This window comes from Corynebacterium sp. KPL4072 (assembly GCF_037908395.1).
GTDB classification, from domain to species: domain Bacteria; phylum Actinomycetota; class Actinomycetes; order Mycobacteriales; family Mycobacteriaceae; genus Corynebacterium; species Corynebacterium kefirresidentii.
Map to the genome: position 1 here is coordinate 69,730 of NZ_JBBMGE010000001.1, position 18,796 is coordinate 88,525.

Here is an 18,796-nt window from a genome sequence, read left to right on the forward strand (position 1 = left end):
AAGTGGCGGGAGGGCCTGCAAAATGGGGGAATTGCGCCCCTTAGGCGGGTAAAAGGGGCCGGTGGGCGTTAAAATACTTCTATTAAGCCGCGATTTACCCGCAGGATGCGGGGGATGCGCGGACCGGACATTCACCAAATTAGGAAGGAAATGCATAGTGGCTGACGCTGCAGTCAAGCTCGGAATCAAGGAAGGGCAAATCGCCCTAGAGCTTGGTTGGGACGAGGATTGCGATACCGCGATCTCTGAATCGATCGAAGCCGTGCTCGGCGATGATTTCTTGGAAGAAGAAAATGACGAGCTGTGCGATGTAGTCCTTCTTTGGTGGCGCGACGAGGATGGCGACCTTGTGGATGGACTCGTTGACGCGAGCCGTCCGCTGGCCGATAACGGTGCGGTCTGGCTGCTTACCCCGGGTGCCGGAAAGCCTGGCACCGTAGAGCCAGGGCTCATCTCTGAGTCCGCTCAGCTGGCCGGCTTGGTGCAGACCAAGGCAGAGCGCCTAGGCGAGTGGCAAGGCTCTTGCTTGGTGCAGCGCGGATACACCAAGAAGTAGGGCTTTACCTGCTGATTTGTGTTGCTCTAGCAACCTGCGCTACTGTTTCTAACAGCGCAAGAGCGCATGCGGCTTTAGCTCAGCTGGAAGAGCAATTGGTTTACACCCAATAGGTCGGGGGTTCGATCCCCTCAGGCCGCACCAGGTCAGACCCCCTTTTCGAGAAATCGGAGAGGGGGTCTTACTCAACCCTACGACAAAAACGCTGCATCCGAAGAACTACGCCACACCCCACGACAACCCACGCAGCCCCTCATCTATACGACCTGCCACCTCATCCAAGTCACCATCAAGCAAATCCGCATACGTATCCAGGGTGAGCATTGCCGACTTGTGCCCCAACTGCTTTTGCACAGCCTTCACCGACGCACCAGACGCCACCATCAACCCCGCCGCCACATGCCGCAAACCATGTGGAGTAAGACTGTCCGAAATCACCCCATCCTGGACACACCGCTTCACCGCATGAGCAAAGAACGACGTATGCCCCAACGGACGTAAACACCCGCCAGAAGGCCGCTCCCACACAAACTCATCTGGCCCCTTACCCTCAATAGCTTTCACAATTAGAGGCATAATCGACGCAGCAACCGCCACCGTCCGCTGCTCCCACGACTTAGGCTCCATCGGCACCCACTCACCAGAATCATCACGAGCAATCTCCTGCGCCACCGTCAAACAACGCCGAAGAACATTCACATCCCTCACCCGCAGACCAGCCAACTCACCCCACCGCAATAATGTCACCACGCGGGCCGCTTTCCCGCACCAAGGCGTTAAGCTGCTCCTGCGTGGGATACACCGTCACCGGGCCGGGCTTCTTCGATAGTTTGACCCCCTTAGCGGGATTTTTACGTATTAGCCCGTCGTTGACTGCGACTTCGAGAATCTGCATGAGTACCGCATGACAGTTCAGGATTAGGGTTGCTGATGGTGTGGTGTCATGCTCGCGCCCATGGCGCCGCTTTTCTATCGACCCCACCCACGCCTGCACTTCTGATGGTTTGATGCTGTTTACTTTCCTGTGCCCCCCAGTGGGGTTTAACGTGGTGCTCCCACGCGGAATTAAGTTGACGGCGATAGTTGGGTTTGCGTGGTGTGAGGGTTGCCCACTATGCGGGGTGAAGTTCCCCCACGGTTACTTTGCCAGCATTAGGGTCAATCCAGTCGCCAGTGCGGATGCTGGTGGCATTCTTGTCTGCCCAGGCTTGTGCCTCGTTTGGTTCGGAAGCCTTGTTTGTGCGGTTCTTACCATGGGGAAGCGGGGCCAGGCCCGTTAGGTTTTGAGCGTAGTTGAGAATATTTCATTGTTCGGTGATTTTGTGGCGTAGTGTTTGGGTATGAGTAAGTTTAGTGAGCGTTTAACTGCTGGTGTTCTTGGTGGGTTTATGTCGTTTGCTGGTGTGTCACATTTGACTCATCAGCGTGAGGAGTTTCAGGCTCAGGTTCCTGATTGGTTTCCTGGTTCCAAGGATGCTGTTGTTGTGGCGTCTGGTGTAGCGGAGATTGTGTTGGGTGTAGGTTTGTTGATTTCGCGTCGCCGTCGTACTGCTTTTGGTGTTGCGTTGGCGGCTTTTTATACCGCTATCTTCCCTGGAAATATTGCTCAGTATGCGGAGCGGCATAATGGGTTCGGGTTGGATACTGATACTAAGCGTTTTGTGCGTTTGTTGTTTCAGCCGGTGTTGATTGCAGGGGCTTTGCATGCGGCGGGGCTACCAGCTAAGAAGTAGCGGTTTTGCTGGCCTTGGTGTCTTCCAAGGCCTTTTATTTTTGGGCTAGAATCATGCCTTGCTCGTTCATCGCATTTTAGATTTGAAGCTCTGTTTAGCCCACCAGGCCCTGAAGAAGTTGAAGCGGGCTATGAGTCTGTCTCGGTCACCTGGGCGTAACGCACCACGAGGCAGGAATTCTTAATCCTTAAGTCAACAAATACTCCGACGCGTGTTGAGGGTATAGCTTGTCGTCGCGCAGATTATTGCACGGTCGTGACATGTGTCTACCTAACGGGGGCTAGGTCCCGTCGTCAATGCCCCGCACATCGGTGAGGTGCAACGCCATCGAGTTGTACCTTTGGTTGTTGTGCCGTTTTTCTTCATCCACTAAGACAACGCGCACGCCTACCACAGACTCTGCATTGGAACGTGGATTGACCGTTCCGGGGACGTTTATATCGCTTTGAAGATTATAAACGCCCCAGTTTTACCCCCCTTCATCTGCGTGGACCCCACCCGCACAGACGAACTTTCCGTCGCATATCCTGGCAGGGTTGAGGGGGGGCAAGGCCTCGAGAGCCAACTTGTGGACGCGTTATGCCCCAAGAGGAGAGGGCATAACGCATTAACGTGGCTGTTCCTTGGGGCCTAGGCGGATGTTCAGGCAAAGGCCTAGGCAGAGAGTGGCTAGTAGCGCTCGCGGCGGCGCTTGTTTAGCTTGGCGTAGTGATCTGGTTTGGAGTCGCCGTAGCGCGAGCGATTGCGGCGGCCGGCGGCATGCGAGGAGGACGCGGCGGGAACGGCCGTGGCGGCATCGGTGGCGTCGTCAGTGACCGCGTGGACATCGTGCTGGGAGGTCGCAGGGGACGGGGCTTTTACGGGTGCGGAGCCTGAAGCGGAGGCGTCCTCGGGCTCGGATGGGGTTGAGGCATCGGCATCGAGGGCGGCCAAGGCCTCTTCCTCCTCGCGCAGGCGGCGGCGCTCACGGATTTCGGACCATACGAAGTAGCCCAAACCCAGCGGGGCCATGATGCCGAAGGCAATCCACTGGTAGCCGTAGGAGAGGTGGTTGCCGCGGTCGAGCTGCGGGATAGGCATGGCGTTGAGCACGCCGGGCTGGTCGGCGGAGAGTTGGATGTAGTCGTGGGCCAAGGGGGCGTCGATAAGCGAGGCAACCTGCTCCGTATGGATGGAGTAGACCTGCTGGTAGCCCTCCTGCTTAATGGGGGCGGACTGGTGCTGAGCCTCATCGGCGCGGATCATTCCGGTCAAAGTCGTTTCGCCAGAAGGGGCGGCGGGAATATCCGGCACGGCGTTGGCCTCGCCGGCCTTGACCCAGCCGCGGTTAACCAGGATGGTCAGGCCGGAATCGGTGTGGAAGGGAACCAGAGATTGGTAGGACGGACCGGAATCGACCGGGCGCAGGCGCAGCAGCACTTCATCCTGCGGTAGGTAATGGCCGTGGAGGGTGGCACGGGACCACTCATCGTCCTGGATGGCGCCGTTGCCATCCACGAGGTCTTCCACCGGCTGGGGGTCAGCCTCATAGGCGTGGGTGATGAGCTCGTTGCGTTCCACGATGTCATCGTCCTTGCCCAGTTGCCACGGGGCAAGGACGGTAAAAGCGAGGTAGGAAAAGGCCACGACGAACAGCAGCAGTAGAACCCAACCTGGCTTAAGGAACGTCTTTAGCATGGGGCCTAGTTTAGTCGTGGTGAGCGCGAATCCAATCCAGCAGGCCAGGTACGGCGGCCTCGATATTGTTGCGGGTGGTTTCGAAATCGGCGGCAGAACCGTAATACGGGTCTGCTACGTCCGCGTCTTCCGGGGAGTTGGGATCGAAGCTGCGCATCAAGCGGATCTTGTCCGGGTCGATGCTGCGCTCAATAAGGGCGTCGCGGTGGCCTTTGTCCATGGCGATGAAGAGATCAGCATCCATGTGCTCGGGCCCCAGCTTGGCCGCGCGGTGGGAACCGCCATCGTGGCCGCCGCGGCGCAGCTCGGCAATGGCGCGCGGATCTGCTCCTTGGCCCACATGCCAGCCGCCGAGGCCGCAGGAGTCCACGGTGGCGACAAGGTCAAGCATGTCCTTTTCCATCTCATCGCGCGCGATGATTTCTGCCATGGGGGAGCGGCAGATATTTCCGGTGCAAACAAAGACGAGGTAGAGGCCGGAGCGGGCAGCGGATTCGGTCATGCGGAAAACCCCTTCGCGCGAATAGTACTGTGGTGCGGAAGATAGGATATAGCAGTAGTAACTATTCCATGAAACGAGCATAAAGGAGTACCTCCATGTCCGCTGTGAGCGTGGGCGATGTCCGCCGCGTACTCGATGAGGCCTACCCGCCGCACCTGGCGGAAAAGTGGGACGCCGTGGGGCTTATCTGCGGTGATCCGACCGCGGAGGTCAAGCGCGTGGCTTTTGCCTTGGACTGCACCCAAGCGGTAGCGGAGCGGGCGGTTGAACTCGGCGCGGATATGCTCGTGGTCCACCATCCATTGCTCTTGCGCGGGGTGGAGTCCGTGGCGGCCGATACGCCCAAGGGCAAGGTCATACACACGCTGCTGAGCAATGGTGTTGCGCTTTTTGCGGCCCATACCAATGCCGATAAGGCGCGGCCGGGCGTCAACGACAAGCTCGCGGAGCTGGTGGGCATTAACCCAGGCCGGCCCATCGTGCCGGAGCCCCAGGGCGTGGATAAGTGGGGCGTGCACGTGCCGGTTGCCGCGGCCGAGGAGGTGAAGCAGGCGCTTTTCGACGCCGGCGCGGGCCACATCGGCGCCTACTCTCACTGCTCCTTCGATATCGCCGGCACGGGCCAATTCCAGCCGGAAGAGGGAGCAGACCCGGCGGAGGGAGAAATTGGCGCCCTGCACCGCGGCGAGGAAATCCGCGTCGAGTTTGTCGCGCCGGCCGCGCTTCGCTCCGCCTTGTTGCAGGCCCTGCACGCCGCGCACCCTTATGAAGTACCGGCCTATGACATTACGGAAACCGCTGGCCACCAAGACCTGGATAAGGCGCTCGGCCTCGGACGCGTAGGAGAGCTGCCACAGGAGATGACCCTGCGCGAATTTACCCAGCAGGTGGCTAATGCCCTGCCGGAGACCGCCTGGGGCATCCGCGCCGCCGGGGATCCGGAACAAAAGGTGCGCACCGTCGCGGTTTCTTCCGGCTCGGGAGATTCCTTCCTCTCCGCGGCCGCGAAGCTAGGCGTAGACGTGTATGTCACGTCGGATCTGCGCCACCACCCGGTGGATGAGCACTTGCGTGCCGGCGGGCCGGCCGTCATCGATACCGCCCACTGGGCCAGCGAATTTCCGTGGACGGCCCAGGCGCGCGATATCGTAGAGAATGCTTTAGAACTGGATACGGAAATTATCAGCCTGCGCACCGACCCGTGGACTATCTCTGCGCACCCAAAGGAGTCATAAGTGAAACTATCGCAAGAACTACAGCCGGTATTGCTGGAGCTGGCCAACCTGGAACGCTCGCAGGGCCATGGCGCGAAGAAGGAAATCCCGGAACAAGCCGAGTATGACAAGGCTAAAGAAGAACACAAGCGCCTACTGGATGCATCCGGCTCCGCGCAGATGGCCGTCGATGACATGGAGACCGAAATCTTGCGCATCCAGGCCGATGAGCGCAAGCTGCGCCAGCGCGAGCGCGATGATAAGCGCCAGCTAGGTGCTGCCGTAGATCCAGAAACGCGCAAGGACCTAGAGCACGATCTCTACGCCGCCAAGTCCCGCATCGCAGATCTCATGAGCGAGCTACAAGAAGCACATAATGAGGTGCACGCGCTGCGTTCTAACCTGGACGTGCACGGTGCGCGCGTTTCTGAGTCCGAGCGCAAGCTGGAAAAGCTGCGTCGCGCGGCCGAGGCGGCACAGGAGGCGGCTGCCAACCAGGAAGACCCGGCCGTGCGCATCGGCGAGTTGCGCCATCAGCTGCCTGCCGGGGTACTGAGCGAGTACGATACCCAGCGCGAGGAAAACGGCGTGGGCGCCGCCCAGTTCAAGGCCAACCGCGCTTGTGGCGGCTGCTTCATTGTCCTGCCGCCGGCGGAGCAAAACGCGGTGCGCAATGCCCCGGCCGATGAAATGCCGCAGTGCGGCGATTGCGGCTCCTACCTGGTGCGTTTGGTCTAATGAAGGTCATTATCTATGCCGATGGCGGCTCCCGCGGCAACCCTGGTGTGGCCGGTTCCGGCACCGTTATTTATGACGGCAGCGGGCAGCGCATCCTGCGCGAAATCGTCTACGTAGTAGGTACCAAGTCCACCAATAACGTCGCTGAGTACAACGGCTTATTGCGCGGCCTGGAAGCCGCCACCGAAATGGGCGCTACCGAAGTGGAGTTCCACATGGATTCCAAGCTGGTGGTAGAGCAAATCAACGGCCGCTGGAAGATAAAGCACCCGGACATGCAGAAGCTGGCCCTGCGCGCCCGCGACTACATCAACGGCTTTTATTCCTTCAGCTTGGACTGGGTGCCGCGCGCTAAGAATAAGGTGGCAGACGCCCTATCCAATGACGCCATGGACGCCGCGGCCGCCGGACATCCTGAAGGCATCGTTGCCGGGGAGGAAGATACTGCCGAACCGGCACAGGCTACGGAACACGACACCACCGCGCCGCATCCCACCGATTGGCTTGGGGACCGCGGACCTACCACTCGCTTTATCCTGCTGCGCCACGGGCAGACGGACATGTCGGCCGCTAAGCAGTACTCCGGGCGCGCCAACCCGGGGCTTACGCAGCTCGGGCAAAAGCAGGCGCTGGCTGCAGCCCAAGCGCTTGCCGACGCCCACTTTGATGCCATCGTCTGCTCGCCCCTGCGCCGCTGCCAAGAGACAGCGGCGGCCGTGGCCAATGGCCGCGATATCGAGGTAGAGACCGTGGAAGGACTCATCGAGGTGGACTTCGGCGCATGGGAAGGCAAGACTGCCGCCGAGGCCCACCAGCGCGATCCGGAACTGCACGAGGAATGGCTGCATGACGCGAGCGTCGCCTGTCCGGGCGGGGAATCGCTGCAGGCGCTAAACCGCCGCGTGCGCACTACCCGCAAGGAGCTACAAGAGCGCTTTGCGGGCAAAACCGTGCTGGTAGTAAGCCACGTCAATCCGATTAAGTCCTTTATCCGCCAGGCGCTTGATGCCGGGCCGGCTACCTTTGGTCATCTCTTTTTAGACCTGGCTGCCATTTCCCAGGTGGAATTCTGGGAAGGCGGCTCTATGGTGCACGGATTTAACGATGTGGGCCACCTGGCAGGCCTGCGCTAGAATAAGGAACGCGAATGAGCCGGCCGGGTGATCGCGTCGCTTCATACGGGCAGCGCGCTGCTGCCGCGTGGGCGCCGAGGAAAGTCCGGACTCCATAGAGCACGGTGGTTGCTAACGGCAACCCGGGGAAACCCGCGGGCAAGTGCAACAGAAAGTAGACCGCCTTGTGCCTCCGCTTGAGCTTCGGCCCAAGTTGGAGCAACAAGGTAAGGGTGAAACGGTGCGTTAAGAGCGCACCAGCACCGTCAGTGATGGCGGTGGCTGGGTAAACCCCACCGGGAGCAAGGCATCACGGCCCCGCCACGTTGCGGGGCCCGATCAGGCGTTTTAAGGCTGCTCGCTCGAGCCTGAAGGTAGCTGCTGGAACCAACTGGCAACGGTTGGTCTAGATGGATGTTCACCGCACGGTGCTCCCTTGGGAGTGCCGCGATTAGACAGAATCCGGCTTATAGGCCGACTCATTCGCCCCAAGACGTTTATGGTGGTGGACATGAAGCTCTACGCCGCCCCGCTCGATTTCCGCGCCATTGCCGCAGAATTTTCGGTAGCCACCGATTTTCCGGCTGCGGTCACTCACCAGGCCGCCCACGCGCAAGACCGGTATGCCGACTCGCGCCGCGACGCCCGCGATATTCCCTTCGTAACCCTCGATCCCGCCGGCTCCATGGACTTGGATCAGGCGGTTTACCTGGAAAGGCGCGATGGTGGCTACCGCGTCTTTTATGCCATTGCGGATGTCGCCGCCTTTATTGAGCCCGGCAGCGAGCTGGAGCGCGAGTCCTTCCGCCGCGGCCAGACTATTTATCTTCCCGATGCGCCAGCTCGCCTGCACCCGCCCGAGCTTTCCGAAGACCGTGCCTCACTGCTGCCTAAAACCGATAAACCGGCCGTGCTGTGGACCTTTGATCTAGATGACGCCGGTGAGGTGGAGTCTTTCCACGTCGAGCGCGCGCTCATCTACTCCCAGGCCCGCCTGGACTATGAGGGCGCGCACGCGGACTTGGCGGCCGGTAACCTGCACCCGTCTATTGCATTGCTGCCGGAGGTGGGACGATTGCGCCAGGAGTCCTCCTTGCGCCGCGAGGCCATTTCCTTGCGCCTGCCCTCCCAGCGCGTAGTGGAAAATTCTGATGGCACCTTTGAGCTCATTATCGAGCCTCGCTATGAGGTCATGGACTATAACTCGGAGATCTCTCTGCTTGCCGGCATGTGCGCGGGACGCCTCATGCAGGAAGCGGGCGTGGGTTTTCTGCGTACTTTGCCCGCCGCCGAACCGGAGCACGAGCGCCAATTTCGCGCCGAGGCCCAAGCCCTGGGCTTTGCGCTTGGCGATGCCCCCATTCCCCAGTTTCTCCTCACCGTCGACGCCGATTCCCCACGCGGCATGGCAGTCATGCGCGAGGCCCAAAGCCTCCTGCGAGGCGCCGATTATGCGTGGCTTGGAGAACAGGAAGCGCAGGTGCATGCCGGGATAGGCGGCTACTACGCACACGTGACCGCGCCGCTGCGGCGCCTGTCCGATAGGTTTGCAACCGAGGTCTGCCTAGCCCTCTGCGGCGATTACGAGGTCCCCGGCTGGGTGGGGGAGCGCGCCACGGAGGTCATTGGCGCAATGCGTTCTACCTCGCAGCTTGCCTCCCAAGTGGATAAGGCCTGCCTCAACCTCACCGAGGCCACCGTGCTGCGCCCCTGGCTCGGCACTAATTTCCCGGCCACCGTCGTAAGCGGCGATGCAAAGCGGGACAAAGCTCGGATTTTTGTGCCGGAGCCACCCGTCTTCGCTCAATCTGTAGGCGCGCCAGAAACCGGCAGCGAAACCACAGTCTCGCTGGTGACAGCGGATACCGATTCGCGCGAGGTACTCTTTGCGTGGCCTGCTGACTAGCTGGTGAGGCTACTAGCTCTCGCCGCGTGCGGCCTCGCCCGGCTGTAATTCGACTACGAGCAGGCCATCGTCTGCCAAGTCGGCCGCAAAATTATGCGCGCTCTTCGCCGGGACGTAGGCAATAACTGCGTTCGATGTGCCCGCGTGTGCCGAACGCCCCGCTACGGCACCGCGGACCGTGACTAGCTCGGCGAGTTTTTCTGCCGAGTCCAAGCCGTAGATATTGGCCAGGGAGGACTGTGACTGCAAAAGGATGGGGAAGAGCTCCGCGCCGCGATGCGAGCGCAGGAAGCGGGTGAACTTTTCTACCCGCTGGGTTTCTTCCTCATAAAAGGCCATCCACTCGGTGGCGGCGCTGATGCTCGGGTGGCCCTCCTCGCCGTAGACCTTGTGGACGGCCTTGAGCCAATCGAGGACGCGCTGTTGGGCGTCTGGAAGCAAGCGCAGCGAATCGGTGCCAAAGGAATGGCAGGCATCATCAATAAAGCGCTCCCGCTGGCGGATATCGGCGATGGCCTTTTCTTCCTGCGCGGAAAAATATTCCGGCACCGCCACCGCGAAGGCAGCTATCTCGCGACCTACAAGGCGCGGGGCGTGGGTGACAGAACCGTCGGCGTAATCCATGATGCATACGCCCTCACCCGTGCTGCGCAGAGCCGCGCTATGGCGGGCACGCAAAGGCGGCCGCGCACCAAAGGTAGTAACGGCCTGGGTGCATACATCTGCCACCCGAGCCCTTAGCGGCGCATCCAGGTCCGCATCCGCCCCCATGAGTGCCAGCGCTACCGCGACGTCCGCAGCGGCATCCGCACCCAAACCAGCACCTTCCGGAATATCGGAGGCGATAGTGATATCCGCGCCGGCTGTCTCACGAGAGAGCAACTGGCGGTTAATCATCGTGTGGACAATGCCACCCACGCGGGCAGCCAGCCCTCCCTCTGGAGCCGGCGGAATGATTGGCTGGCCCTCTGCATCTGTGGTGGGTTGTTGCGCTGTTGCCAGCTCTGCGAGCGCTTGCAGGCTTATCGAATCATGGGCAGGCTCACCTTCTGCCGGGTGGAAATGTACCGTTACCACGCCATCGGTGCGCGAGCTTACTGCCGCAGCGGCGCGTAGCTTGTCCACGCACATGGCAACAATGCCGCCGAAGTGGTCAATGTGTTCACCAATAAGGGACCACGTTGCCGGCGCGCTAGCGGTATGAGTTGGAGCGCTGCCCGTGAGATCAGTATGTGCTTGGGCGGCGCGCTCGGCTACAGGCTCTGCAGGCGTTGACCACAGTGGCATGGGTGCTAAAGCTCCTTTTCCAGGTTCTGGGACCAGTAGTCTTCGTTGCCACTCGCACGCGGCGGTGCGCTTAAAGCAACGAATGCCCGCCACCTTTTGGTGCGGCGGCGGGGAATACGACATGGAATCGTATAAAAGAAATGTGCTGCCCCACATTCTAGCGGGCATCGCTTAGACGGCGTGGGTAGTGTGGACACAAACCATACCAGCGGCAGCGATCAGCCGGTGCCGCTGGCGCTACGACTGAGAGGATAGTTTTATGAGCGATGCAGACCAGAAGTGGTTCTTCGATCCAGCCACCAAGGAAGTCAGCCAAGGCAAGACCTCTGGCTGGGAAAACCGAATGGGCCCGTATGACACCCGTGAAGAAGCAGAAAACGCTATCGAAATTGCCCACGCCCGCAACGATGCGGCAGATGCCGCAGACAAAGAAGATGACTGGAAGTAAATAACCTCCAGCCATCTTTTCTACGCCGTGTTTCCCGGTAACTGCCTGGGAAGCGCGGCTACTTTAGTTTCTTACGCAGCGGCTTAAACGCCGCCTTGATGTCTTTGAAAGACTCGGCGTAATCATCCAGCGCCTTCAGCCCGATGGTGCGCTCGCGTTGATAGAGCAGGCCATAGCCAAAGGTATTTTCGCCACGGCGGCGAGCGGAATCTGCCAGTTCGAGCAGCTTATCGCGCGAGGTCACGGAATCTTGGAAATCACCGAGCACCGACTGCATCTGCTTGCAGGCCTTATAGAGACGCTTGGTCTTAAGGTTGGTGGCAGAACCAGCTGCTTCTGCTGCATAACGCAGCTTCTTTGCAGCCTTACGCATATCGTGGAAATAGTCCTCGCGCTCGTGCAGGGACAGCTCCGGGTTATCCCAATTCTCTACGGCCTTCTTATGGCGCTTGACCAGCTTGTTATAGGCCTTTTCAAGGTGCTGCGCCATCACAGTGTCCATGTCCGCGGACTTGTCCTTGGACTTCTTCTCTGGCTTCTTTTTGGCCTTCTCTGCAGCAGCCGCGTTATCCTCGCGGGACTCGGAAGAAGCAGCGCCTTCCTCCGTAGAGGACTGTTCTTCCGTCTGCTCCGCATCATCATTTACCGGAGCGGATTCTTGTTGCTTATCGGCCGTTGGCGGATCCGCGAGCAAGCGGTCGAGCGACTCTAGCAGCTCGAGGTAACGCTCGGAATCAAGGGCGGCGATAACGCGACGGTGCGCACGGCGGTAGGCGGTGCCCATATCCTGCGCAATGTGCTCGCGGGTGGAATCATCCAAGGTGTCAGAATCTTCGGACTCCAACAGCTTCTGCCAGCGCTCTTCAACAACCTCCGCATCGCGAGCAACCCCCAAAATGCCAGCGAGCTCCTTCAGATCGGCTTCAATTTTTTCGATTTCTGGTCCGACCACGATGCCATGGAAGGTCTGAAGGTGGCTGCGCAGCTCGCGGGTAGCTACACGCATCTGATGCACCGAGTCCCACTCATCGCGGCGAACACGTGGATCATAATCAACCAGCTTGTCGCGGTTAGCTTGCAGTGCGGTGATCACGGCGGCGGCAGGGGAATCCGGGTCCACGTCCGGCGATACCAGGGCCGGGGGAAGCGGGGCGTTGGCATAAGAATCACCCAAGGCCGATTTCAGCTTGGATGGGGAAGAAGATACGCGTGCACCGGCACCGATGAGAAGAGAGGTAGCACGGCGAATGAACTGCGTTCCTTCCTCGGTACCAGGTAGCTCACCTGCGAGCTCTACTTCCCATTCGCGCCACGACTGTTGCTCGCCGCCGGGAAGGAAGGAAAAGGCGGTGACATGGTCATCGCAAAACTCTGCCACTGGCTTATTATCGGCATCTGCCAAGACCATCTCGGTGCGCTTGTTGTCTACCTGAGCAATTGGGGTGAGCTCGTTGTGGCGGACAATGGAGCGAACCTGATGGAGCAGCTCGCTAGGAACTTCATAGCGGCCATCGACAGGCTCTCCCAATTCTGCGTGGATTTCGGTACGGCCAGCCTCGCTAGGGATCTTGATATGCCAGCCATCATCATTTCCTCCGGTGCGGCGGCGGAGGGTGACCTTAGCGTGGGTGAGGCGGAGGTCTTCAGTGTCGTAGTAGATGGCCGAAAGTGCGTGGTGGCGCGTGTCTGCGACGTGGTCAACTCCCTCAAGGCGGGTCAGTTCAGGGAGCTGAGTGGACTCGGCTACGGAGAATTTCGCTTCAACTTCGAGAAAAGACTGTGTAGACATTCACGTACCTTCTACTTTCTAGACCTAATCAATCTCATCGGTGATCTTACCTGTAATGACCTCGTTACGGTGCCATACTCTGCCCCCGTTCGCTAGCAGGGAACGGGGGCCAGGAACCGTATCAAACAGGGGAAATTACCGTGTAATTTCTGGAACTGAACCGAGCCCTGAGGCGTCACCTCCCAAGTGAGATTTATCGGCAGCGGCAATGCCATCGTTGATGCCGTGCAGACTGTTCATTGATAGCGACATCTCTGTGAGATTGGGGAAGAGGCGGTTGCGGGTATCGATGGCGTGATCGGTGCGTGCTTGCAAAGCGGGAAGGGTTTGGGTGGCTACAGCCTCTGCATGGTGAGAGCAATACTGAGACTCACGCAGGTTTTCAGCAATTCCGTCCTCATTAGCTTGGGTGAGCAATTCACCGATGCGGGCGGCATAAGACAGGCGGAAGCTGCGGCGATATGCGGCAGTGGAATTGGTAGCGCGGGCGATTTCCGCGCCATCGCCGTTACGCATAAACCAGTCGCATTGGCGGTTGAGGGAGGCAAAGAGGTCGGCGCAATGGGCGGCGTCGGCAGGAGCACCAATCACACAGGCTAGGCCTTTGTCATGGATGAGGAGCGTGGTGCATCCATTGGCGTCAGAAATGGTGCTGAGCAGGGAAGCCTGGTGCTTGATATAGGGCGGGTGGATGTGCACGCGGTGGGAAATGAGATTGGGGAGCTCGGAAGTAAGTAGATCCTCGATGCGATACTTCTGTTGCAAGGACTGCGCCTTAGAAATCAGAACCTCGGCCTCGTCTTCAAAACTAGTGGACTCAGCCTTGCGTAAAAGGCCTAGGACCTTTGCGCGAATTTTGCGTTGTTTATCGCTAAGCCCGTCTTCTCGCAAGGATTCGCCAGAGGCCAAAAGTTCAGTATCGCGCAGCCTAGGCAGGTGAATTAGCTCTTTCATAACGGCGCGCAGCTTATCGCGCGGAATGAAATTTTCGTCCGGCGGTGCCATTTGTAGCCAAGCCTTGCGTAAGGCAGGGGAGGTAATTCGTGCCGGCACATGGGGGCTAGCACGGTAGATAATGGGGTAAGCATGCGGGCCTAAGACGTGCTCTAAATCCGCCGGTGCCCAACCATGTTGCGCGGCGGTGATGAGGCATTCGATTACGTGAGTAGAAAGGTCATCGCAGTGGGTGGTCATAAAACTTCGTCCTTTAAGAGGTGTACGTGTGTTCGCTTGCTTCCTCAGCAAAGCATGCACATCAGTTGGCCCGTGAAGGAAAAGCCCCGCTTGATACCCCCTAGATACTCTTGCGACCTGCGCATTTCACCCTGGAAAAACTGTCGCATGAACTGCACATCCCTCGGAGGTGAGCCGGTAAGGTCTAAGGCATGAATAGCCAACACGAATTTGTCCTGCGAACCGTTGAGGAACGCGATATCCGCTTTATCCGCCTGTGGTTTACGGATATTTTGGGCGCCCTTAAATCCGTGGTCATGAGCCCATCCGAGCTGGAATCGGCCTTTGAAGAAGGTGTTGGCTTTGATGGTTCTTCCGTGGAAGGGTTCTCCCGTATCTCTGAGTCTGACACCATCGCGTTGCCAGATCCCTCCACCTTCCAGATTCTGCCCTTTGATATGGATGAGCCGGACCTCCAATCGGCCCGCATGTTCTGCGATATCGCGCAGCCGGACGGCCAGCCCTCCATGGTGGATCCGCGCCATATCCTGCGCCGCCAGGTCACCGAGGCCGCCAATGATGGATTTACCTGCATGGCCTCACCAGAAATCGAGTTCTACCTTTTTGAGCGTGGCCGCGAACTCACGGACTTGGTACCGACCGATAATGGTGGTTATTTCGACCAAGCTACGCATGATACCGCCCCGCTTTTCCGTAGGAAGGCGATGCTGGCGCTGGAATCACTGGGAATTGCCACGGAGTTTAGCCATCACGAAACCGCACCGGGGCAGCAAGAAATTGATCTGCGCCATGCGGACGTGCTGACCATGGCTGATAGCATCATGACTTTCCGGCACGTAATCAAACAGGTGGCAACCAACTCCAACGTGCGCGCCACCTTCATGCCCAAGCCTTTCGAGCATCTGCCAGGCTCTGGCATGCACACCCACTTGAGCCTTTTTGAAGGCCAATCTAATGCCTTCCACGATCCGGACGATGAATTTTCCTTGTCGCAGACTGGCCGACAGTTCATCGCCGGAATCCTGGAACACTCCACGGAGATGTCCGCCATTGTTAATCAGTGGACAAATTCCTATAAGCGCCTGATGTTTGGCAACGAGGCACCGGGTTCAGCAACCTGGGGCGTGTCTAATCGCTCTGCGTTGGTCCGCGTGCCCACCTACCGGCTTACTAAGGAAGATTCCCGCCGGGTAGAAATTCGTTCCATTGATGCCTCCATGAACCCGTACTTGGGTTATGCGGTGCTTTTGGCAGCCGGTTTGCGAGGAATTCGGGAAGGCTACGAACTCGATGATCCAGCTGAGGACGATGTCCACCAGCTCACCCGCCGCGAACGCCGGGCAATGGGATATAAGGATCTGCCCACCAGCCTGGATCAGGCTTTGCGCGAGTTTGAAAAATCTGAGTTCATGGCGGAGGTGTTGGGCGAGCACGTCTTTGAGTTCTTCCTGCGCTCCAAGTGGGATGAGTGGCATCGCTATCAAAGCCAGATCACCACCTTTGAGCTGCGCAATAACCTGAATTTCTAGGAGAATAATGCGTCCTGCTGCTGTGCCTTCACCGGCCACGCTTGGCCTTACCCACCCGCATGCTGCTTCGGATATTGAGCAGCTGGGCTGGAATAATCCAGAATCGGTCAATCTTTTGTGGACCCTTGCGGCCGTGGGGGATCCAGACTTGGCCCTCAACAATCTGATCCGCATTTATGAGCAAGTCCCAGAGCTTGATGAGGCTGTGCGCACCGATGAAACGGTGCGCGTGCGCCTTTTTGCCCTACTGGGTGCATCGACCGCCTTTGGCGATCACCTCGCGGCAAATCCTGAGCTGTGGCGAGAACTAGAAAAGCCCCTCCCGCAGCCCGAAGAGATGCTGCAGAGCCTGCTCGGCGCCGTCGACGCCCGGCCCGCGGAGTTTGCTCAGGATATTGACCGGCCCGATCCGGCGCGAGAGGATCTTGGCGCGCCGGGCACCTACCGCGCCGGCGAGGGAGAGCATAAGCAGGCGCTGCGCACCACCTACCGCACGTTAATGATGCGCATTGCCGCTTGCGATGTGGCCGGTACCTTCCATGCACGCAAGGGCCAGACCACACCCCAGCCGGAGGTAGGATTCCGCCAGATTACGGCGCTGACCACCGCGCTTGCCGACGCTGCCTTAACCGCCTCCCTCGCCTGCGCTGTGCGCACCATCTACGGGGACGAGCCTGTAGACGCGCAACTAGCAGTCATGGCGATGGGAAAGTGCGGCGCGGGGGAGCTGAACTATATCTCTGATGTGGATGTCATTTTCGTCGGCAGTGAGGCAACCCCGCGGGCCATGCGCTTGGCAGCGGAGTTCAATCGCATTGGATCCACCACCTTCTTCGAGGTGGATGCGAACTTACGCCCGGAAGGAAAATCGGGTGCTTTGGTGCGCACTTTGGAATCGCACGTTGCCTACTACAAGCGGTGGGCGGAGACATGGGAATTCCAGGCGCTCCTGAAAGCGCGCGCGATGACCGGTTACCTACCACTGGGCCAGGACTATCTGGATCAGATTCGCCCGATGGTGTGGACGGCCTCCCAGCGCGACTCCTTTGTGGAAGACGTCCAGGCCATGCGCCGCCGCGTGCTGGCTAATGTTCCTGCAGAACTAAAACATCGCGAGCTGAAGCTGGGCGTGGGTGGCCTGCGTGATATTGAATTTGCAGTCCAGCTCTTGCAATTGGTGCACGGGCGTTCCGATGAAACGCTTCGCGCATTATCCACAGTGGATGCGCTGGAGGCATTGGTTTCGGCAGGGTACGTCGGACGTGAGGACGGCACCCAGCTCATTGAAGCCTATGAGTTTTTACGCTTGCTTGAGCACCGATTGCAATTGGAGCGCTTCCGGCGAACGCACACGCTGCCGGAAAGTGATGATGAAGACGGGATGAAGTGGCTAGCACGCATCGCCGGTTTTTATCCGCAGGGCACTCAATCCGCAGCCGAGCGCATGCTTTCGCACCTGCGCCGGATTCGCCTGCGCATCTCCGAGCTGCATTCGCGCCTGTTTTATCGGCCGCTTCTTAATTCTGTGGTCACCATGTCTGCCGATGAGCTGAAGCTCTCGCCCGAGGCGGCCAAGCTGCAGCTGGCCGCGCTGGGGTATAACCACCCGGACCGCGCCTTTGAGCACCTGACTTCTCTGGCGGCAGGAACCTCACGCAAAGCGCGCATCCAGGCGATATTGCTGCCCACCTTGATGGAATGGCTTTCCGATACCGCAGACCCAGACATGGGCCTGCTGAACTATCGCAAACTTTCCGAGGCTGCGAAAGATAGGTCGTGGTTCTTGCGCATGCTGCGCGATGAAGGAATTGTGGGCCAGCGGCTCATGCACATCCTGGGCACGTCACCGTTTACCTCGGATCTGATTATTAGCGCGCCGGATTCGCTAAAGCAGCTTTCCGACGGCGCCACTGGCCCCAAGCTACTGGAAACCAAGCCCGACCAGGTCTCCAAAGCACTGGTTAATTCCAGCAAGCGCCACGCCGACCCAGATAAGGCGGTGGCGGTGGCTCGCTCGCTGCGCCGGGTAGAGCTTGCCCGCATTGCTAGTGCGGATTTGCTGGGCTTTATGCCGGTCAAGCAGGTGTGTTATGAGCTATCTACCATTTGGGATGCCGTGCTGGAAGCTGCCCTTCGCGCCGAGGTGCGGGCATGGCGCCTAGCCAACGAGGATGCGGAGCCACCAGCGCGCATTGCGGTCATTGGCATGGGCCGGCTGGGAGGCATGGAGCTGGGCTTCGGTTCAGATGCGGACGTGCTCGTGGTCGCAGAACCCGCCGAACAGGATGCTGACTCTGCTGCAGAAGGGGAGGCAGTGAAGTGGGCCATCGGGATCGTCGATAAGCTCCGGCGCCGCTTGTCTAAACCCTCGGGAGACCCGCCACTGGATGTCGACTTAGGCCTGCGTCCCGAAGGTCGCTCCGGTGCGGTGGCGCGCACTATCTCCTCCTATGAGCGTTACTACCGCGAATGGGGCGAGTCCTGGGAACTGCAGGCTTTGTTGCGCGCGGCCTTCGTTGCTGGGGATAAAGAGGTAGGCGAGCGCTTTATGTCCATGGTGGATAGCTTCCGCTATCCAGAAGGTGGCGCCAGCGCATCTACCATTCGCGATATTCGGCGCATGAAGGCACGTGTGGACAATGAGCGCCTACCGCGCGGCGCGGACCGCAATACTCACACCAAGCTTGGTCGCGGTGCGCTAACCGATATTGAATGGACCGTTCAGCTACTGACGATGATGCATGCCCACGAGTACGCCGAGCTCCATGATCCGTCTACGCTGCGCGTGCTTGATGCTTTGGAAGAAACCGCTATCCTTTCCGCCGGGCAGGTATCTGACCTTCGCGAAGCCTGGCTTATGGCTACCGACGCCCGCAATGCGCTAGTGCTTGTGCGCGGCAAGCGCGTGGACCAACTGCCTGGACCTGGCCCGCAGCTGGCCCAAGTAGCCGGTGCCGCCGGATGGGCACCGGAAGATAACCAGGAGTTTTTGGAACACTATTTGAAACTAACCCGGCATGCCCGCAAGGTAGTCGATGAAGTCTTTTGGGGCGAGGAGGAATCCTTCGAGCATTCTTAGAGTTGCCCTTGAAAATCCCCGGTGTGAGCACT

Annotated in this window: 15 protein-coding genes, 1 tRNA gene, 1 other RNA gene and 1 pseudogene; 11 read left to right on the forward strand and 7 right to left on the reverse strand. The window is 59.3% G+C overall.

Annotated features, from left to right (window positions below; all coding sequences use genetic code 11):
• Window positions 1-157 precede the first annotated feature (157 nt).
• Together WMP97_RS00315 and WMP97_RS00320 are read left to right on the forward strand one after the other, a co-directional pair.
• Window positions 158-556, forward strand: a complete 399-nt coding sequence (locus WMP97_RS00315; RefSeq protein WP_023021130.1) for a DUF3052 domain-containing protein — start codon at window positions 158-160, stop codon at window positions 554-556.
• Window positions 557-624: 68 nt separating this feature from the next.
• Window positions 625-700 (forward strand) — tRNA-Val (locus tag WMP97_RS00320).
• 75 nt (window positions 701-775) lie between these two features.
• On the opposite strand, the gene WMP97_RS00325 is transcribed toward WMP97_RS00320, so the two are convergent.
• Window positions 776-1,306, reverse strand: a complete 531-nt coding sequence (locus WMP97_RS00325) for a tyrosine-type recombinase/integrase (protein WP_340439595.1) — start codon at window positions 1,304-1,306, stop codon at window positions 776-778.
• A 590-nt stretch (window positions 1,307-1,896) separates the two neighbouring features.
• Between WMP97_RS00325 and WMP97_RS00330 the strand changes: the two genes are divergently transcribed.
• Window positions 1,897-2,289: a DoxX family protein gene (locus WMP97_RS00330; protein ID WP_301732237.1), complete on the forward strand. Its 393-nt coding sequence runs from the start codon at window positions 1,897-1,899 to the stop codon at window positions 2,287-2,289.
• 288 nt (window positions 2,290-2,577) lie between these two features.
• Here WMP97_RS00330 and WMP97_RS11795 read toward each other — a convergent pair.
• The 3 genes and pseudogenes from WMP97_RS11795 to WMP97_RS00340 all read right to left on the reverse strand — a co-directional run.
• Window positions 2,578-2,655, reverse strand: a pseudogene (locus tag WMP97_RS11795) (IS1/IS1595 family N-terminal zinc-binding domain-containing protein); the annotation flags it as partial.
• Window positions 2,656-2,958: 303 nt separating this feature from the next.
• Window positions 2,959-3,966: an SURF1 family cytochrome oxidase biogenesis protein gene (locus WMP97_RS00335; protein WP_340439596.1), complete on the reverse strand. Its 1,008-nt coding sequence runs from the start codon at window positions 3,964-3,966 to the stop codon at window positions 2,959-2,961.
• 10 nt (window positions 3,967-3,976) lie between these two features.
• Window positions 3,977-4,468, reverse strand: a complete 492-nt coding sequence (locus tag WMP97_RS00340; RefSeq protein ID WP_034655439.1) for a low molecular weight protein-tyrosine-phosphatase — start codon at window positions 4,466-4,468, stop codon at window positions 3,977-3,979.
• Window positions 4,469-4,563: 95 nt separating this feature from the next.
• On the opposite strand from WMP97_RS00340, the gene WMP97_RS00345 reads away from it, so the two are divergent.
• The 5 genes from WMP97_RS00345 (at window position 4,564) to WMP97_RS00365 (ending at window position 9,438) form a co-directional block, all read left to right on the forward strand.
• Window positions 4,564-5,703, forward strand: coding sequence for a Nif3-like dinuclear metal center hexameric protein (locus WMP97_RS00345; protein WP_023021133.1), 1,140 nt, complete (start codon window positions 4,564-4,566; stop codon window positions 5,701-5,703).
• A complete protein-coding gene (locus tag WMP97_RS00350; RefSeq protein ID WP_340439597.1) occupies window positions 5,704-6,420 on the forward strand; it encodes a zinc ribbon domain-containing protein in 717 nt (238 codons plus the stop codon).
• Window positions 6,420-7,553 (forward strand): bifunctional RNase H/acid phosphatase, encoded by a 1,134-nt coding sequence (locus WMP97_RS00355; protein WP_340439598.1) that lies wholly within the window; start codon window positions 6,420-6,422, stop codon window positions 7,551-7,553. The genes WMP97_RS00350 and WMP97_RS00355 overlap by 1 nt, the downstream gene beginning before the upstream one ends.
• Window positions 7,554-7,568: 15 nt before the next feature.
• An RNA gene (gene rnpB, locus WMP97_RS00360) (RNase P RNA component class A) lies at window positions 7,569-8,018 on the forward strand.
• Between the two features lie 25 nt (window positions 8,019-8,043).
• Window positions 8,044-9,438: a ribonuclease catalytic domain-containing protein gene (locus tag WMP97_RS00365; protein ID WP_301716661.1), complete on the forward strand. Its 1,395-nt coding sequence runs from the start codon at window positions 8,044-8,046 to the stop codon at window positions 9,436-9,438.
• 12 nt (window positions 9,439-9,450) lie between these two features.
• On the opposite strand, the gene WMP97_RS00370 is transcribed toward WMP97_RS00365, so the two are convergent.
• Window positions 9,451-10,725 carry a galactokinase family protein gene (locus WMP97_RS00370; RefSeq protein WP_340439599.1) on the reverse strand — a complete coding sequence of 425 codons (1,275 nt, stop codon included), beginning with the start codon at window positions 10,723-10,725 and terminating at the stop codon, window positions 9,451-9,453.
• 259 nt (window positions 10,726-10,984) lie between these two features.
• Between WMP97_RS00370 and WMP97_RS00375 the strand changes: the two genes are divergently transcribed.
• Window positions 10,985-11,173, forward strand: coding sequence for a hypothetical protein (locus tag WMP97_RS00375; protein ID WP_049361312.1), 189 nt, complete (start codon window positions 10,985-10,987; stop codon window positions 11,171-11,173).
• Window positions 11,174-11,231: 58 nt separating this feature from the next.
• Here WMP97_RS00375 and WMP97_RS00380 read toward each other — a convergent pair whose 3' ends face one another.
• Together WMP97_RS00380 and WMP97_RS00385 are read right to left on the reverse strand one after the other, a co-directional pair.
• Window positions 11,232-12,962, reverse strand: a complete 1,731-nt coding sequence (locus tag WMP97_RS00380; protein WP_086587349.1) for a CYTH and CHAD domain-containing protein — start codon at window positions 12,960-12,962, stop codon at window positions 11,232-11,234.
• Window positions 12,963-13,097: 135 nt separating this feature from the next.
• The gene (locus WMP97_RS00385) at window positions 13,098-14,156 is read right to left on the reverse strand and encodes a DUF2786 domain-containing protein (protein ID WP_340439600.1); all 1,059 of its coding nucleotides are present in this window, start codon (window positions 14,154-14,156) and stop codon (window positions 13,098-13,100) included.
• 191 nt (window positions 14,157-14,347) lie between these two features.
• On the opposite strand from WMP97_RS00385, the gene WMP97_RS00390 reads away from it, so the two are divergent.
• Together WMP97_RS00390 and WMP97_RS00395 are read left to right on the forward strand one after the other, a co-directional pair.
• On the forward strand, window positions 14,348-15,685 hold the full coding sequence (locus WMP97_RS00390) for a glutamine synthetase family protein (protein WP_086587351.1): 1,338 nt from the start codon (window positions 14,348-14,350) through the stop codon (window positions 15,683-15,685).
• A 7-nt stretch (window positions 15,686-15,692) separates the two neighbouring features.
• Window positions 15,693-18,764 carry a bifunctional [glutamine synthetase] adenylyltransferase/[glutamine synthetase]-adenylyl-L-tyrosine phosphorylase gene (locus WMP97_RS00395; RefSeq protein WP_340439601.1) on the forward strand — a complete coding sequence of 1,024 codons (3,072 nt, stop codon included), beginning with the start codon at window positions 15,693-15,695 and terminating at the stop codon, window positions 18,762-18,764.
• Window positions 18,765-18,796: the final 32 nt, after the last annotated feature.

Excerpts from the sequence above, each read along its gene's own strand:
- WMP97_RS00335 (WP_340439596.1), bottom strand. The coding sequence starts at position 3,966 with ATGCTAAAGACGTTCCTTAAGCCAGGTTGGGTTCTACTGCTGCTGTTC.
- WMP97_RS00380 (WP_086587349.1), bottom strand. The coding sequence starts at position 12,962 with ATGTCTACACAGTCTTTTCTCGAAGTTGAAGCGAAATTCTCCGTAGCC.
- WMP97_RS00390 (WP_086587351.1), top strand. The coding sequence starts at position 14,348 with ATGAATAGCCAACACGAATTTGTCCTGCGAACCGTTGAGGAACGCGAT.
- WMP97_RS00395 (WP_340439601.1), top strand. The coding sequence starts at position 15,693 with ATGCGTCCTGCTGCTGTGCCTTCACCGGCCACGCTTGGCCTTACCCAC.
- WMP97_RS00330 (WP_301732237.1), top strand. The coding sequence starts at position 1,897 with ATGAGTAAGTTTAGTGAGCGTTTAACTGCTGGTGTTCTTGGTGGGTTT.
- WMP97_RS00355 (WP_340439598.1), top strand. The coding sequence starts at position 6,420 with ATGAAGGTCATTATCTATGCCGATGGCGGCTCCCGCGGCAACCCTGGT.
- WMP97_RS00340 (WP_034655439.1), bottom strand. The coding sequence starts at position 4,468 with ATGACCGAATCCGCTGCCCGCTCCGGCCTCTACCTCGTCTTTGTTTGC.
- WMP97_RS00385 (WP_340439600.1), bottom strand. The coding sequence starts at position 14,156 with ATGACCACCCACTGCGATGACCTTTCTACTCACGTAATCGAATGCCTC.
- WMP97_RS00375 (WP_049361312.1), top strand. The coding sequence starts at position 10,985 with ATGAGCGATGCAGACCAGAAGTGGTTCTTCGATCCAGCCACCAAGGAA.
- WMP97_RS00370 (WP_340439599.1), bottom strand. The coding sequence starts at position 10,725 with ATGCCACTGTGGTCAACGCCTGCAGAGCCTGTAGCCGAGCGCGCCGCC.
- WMP97_RS00365 (WP_301716661.1), top strand. The coding sequence starts at position 8,044 with ATGAAGCTCTACGCCGCCCCGCTCGATTTCCGCGCCATTGCCGCAGAA.
- WMP97_RS00345 (WP_023021133.1), top strand. The coding sequence starts at position 4,564 with ATGTCCGCTGTGAGCGTGGGCGATGTCCGCCGCGTACTCGATGAGGCC.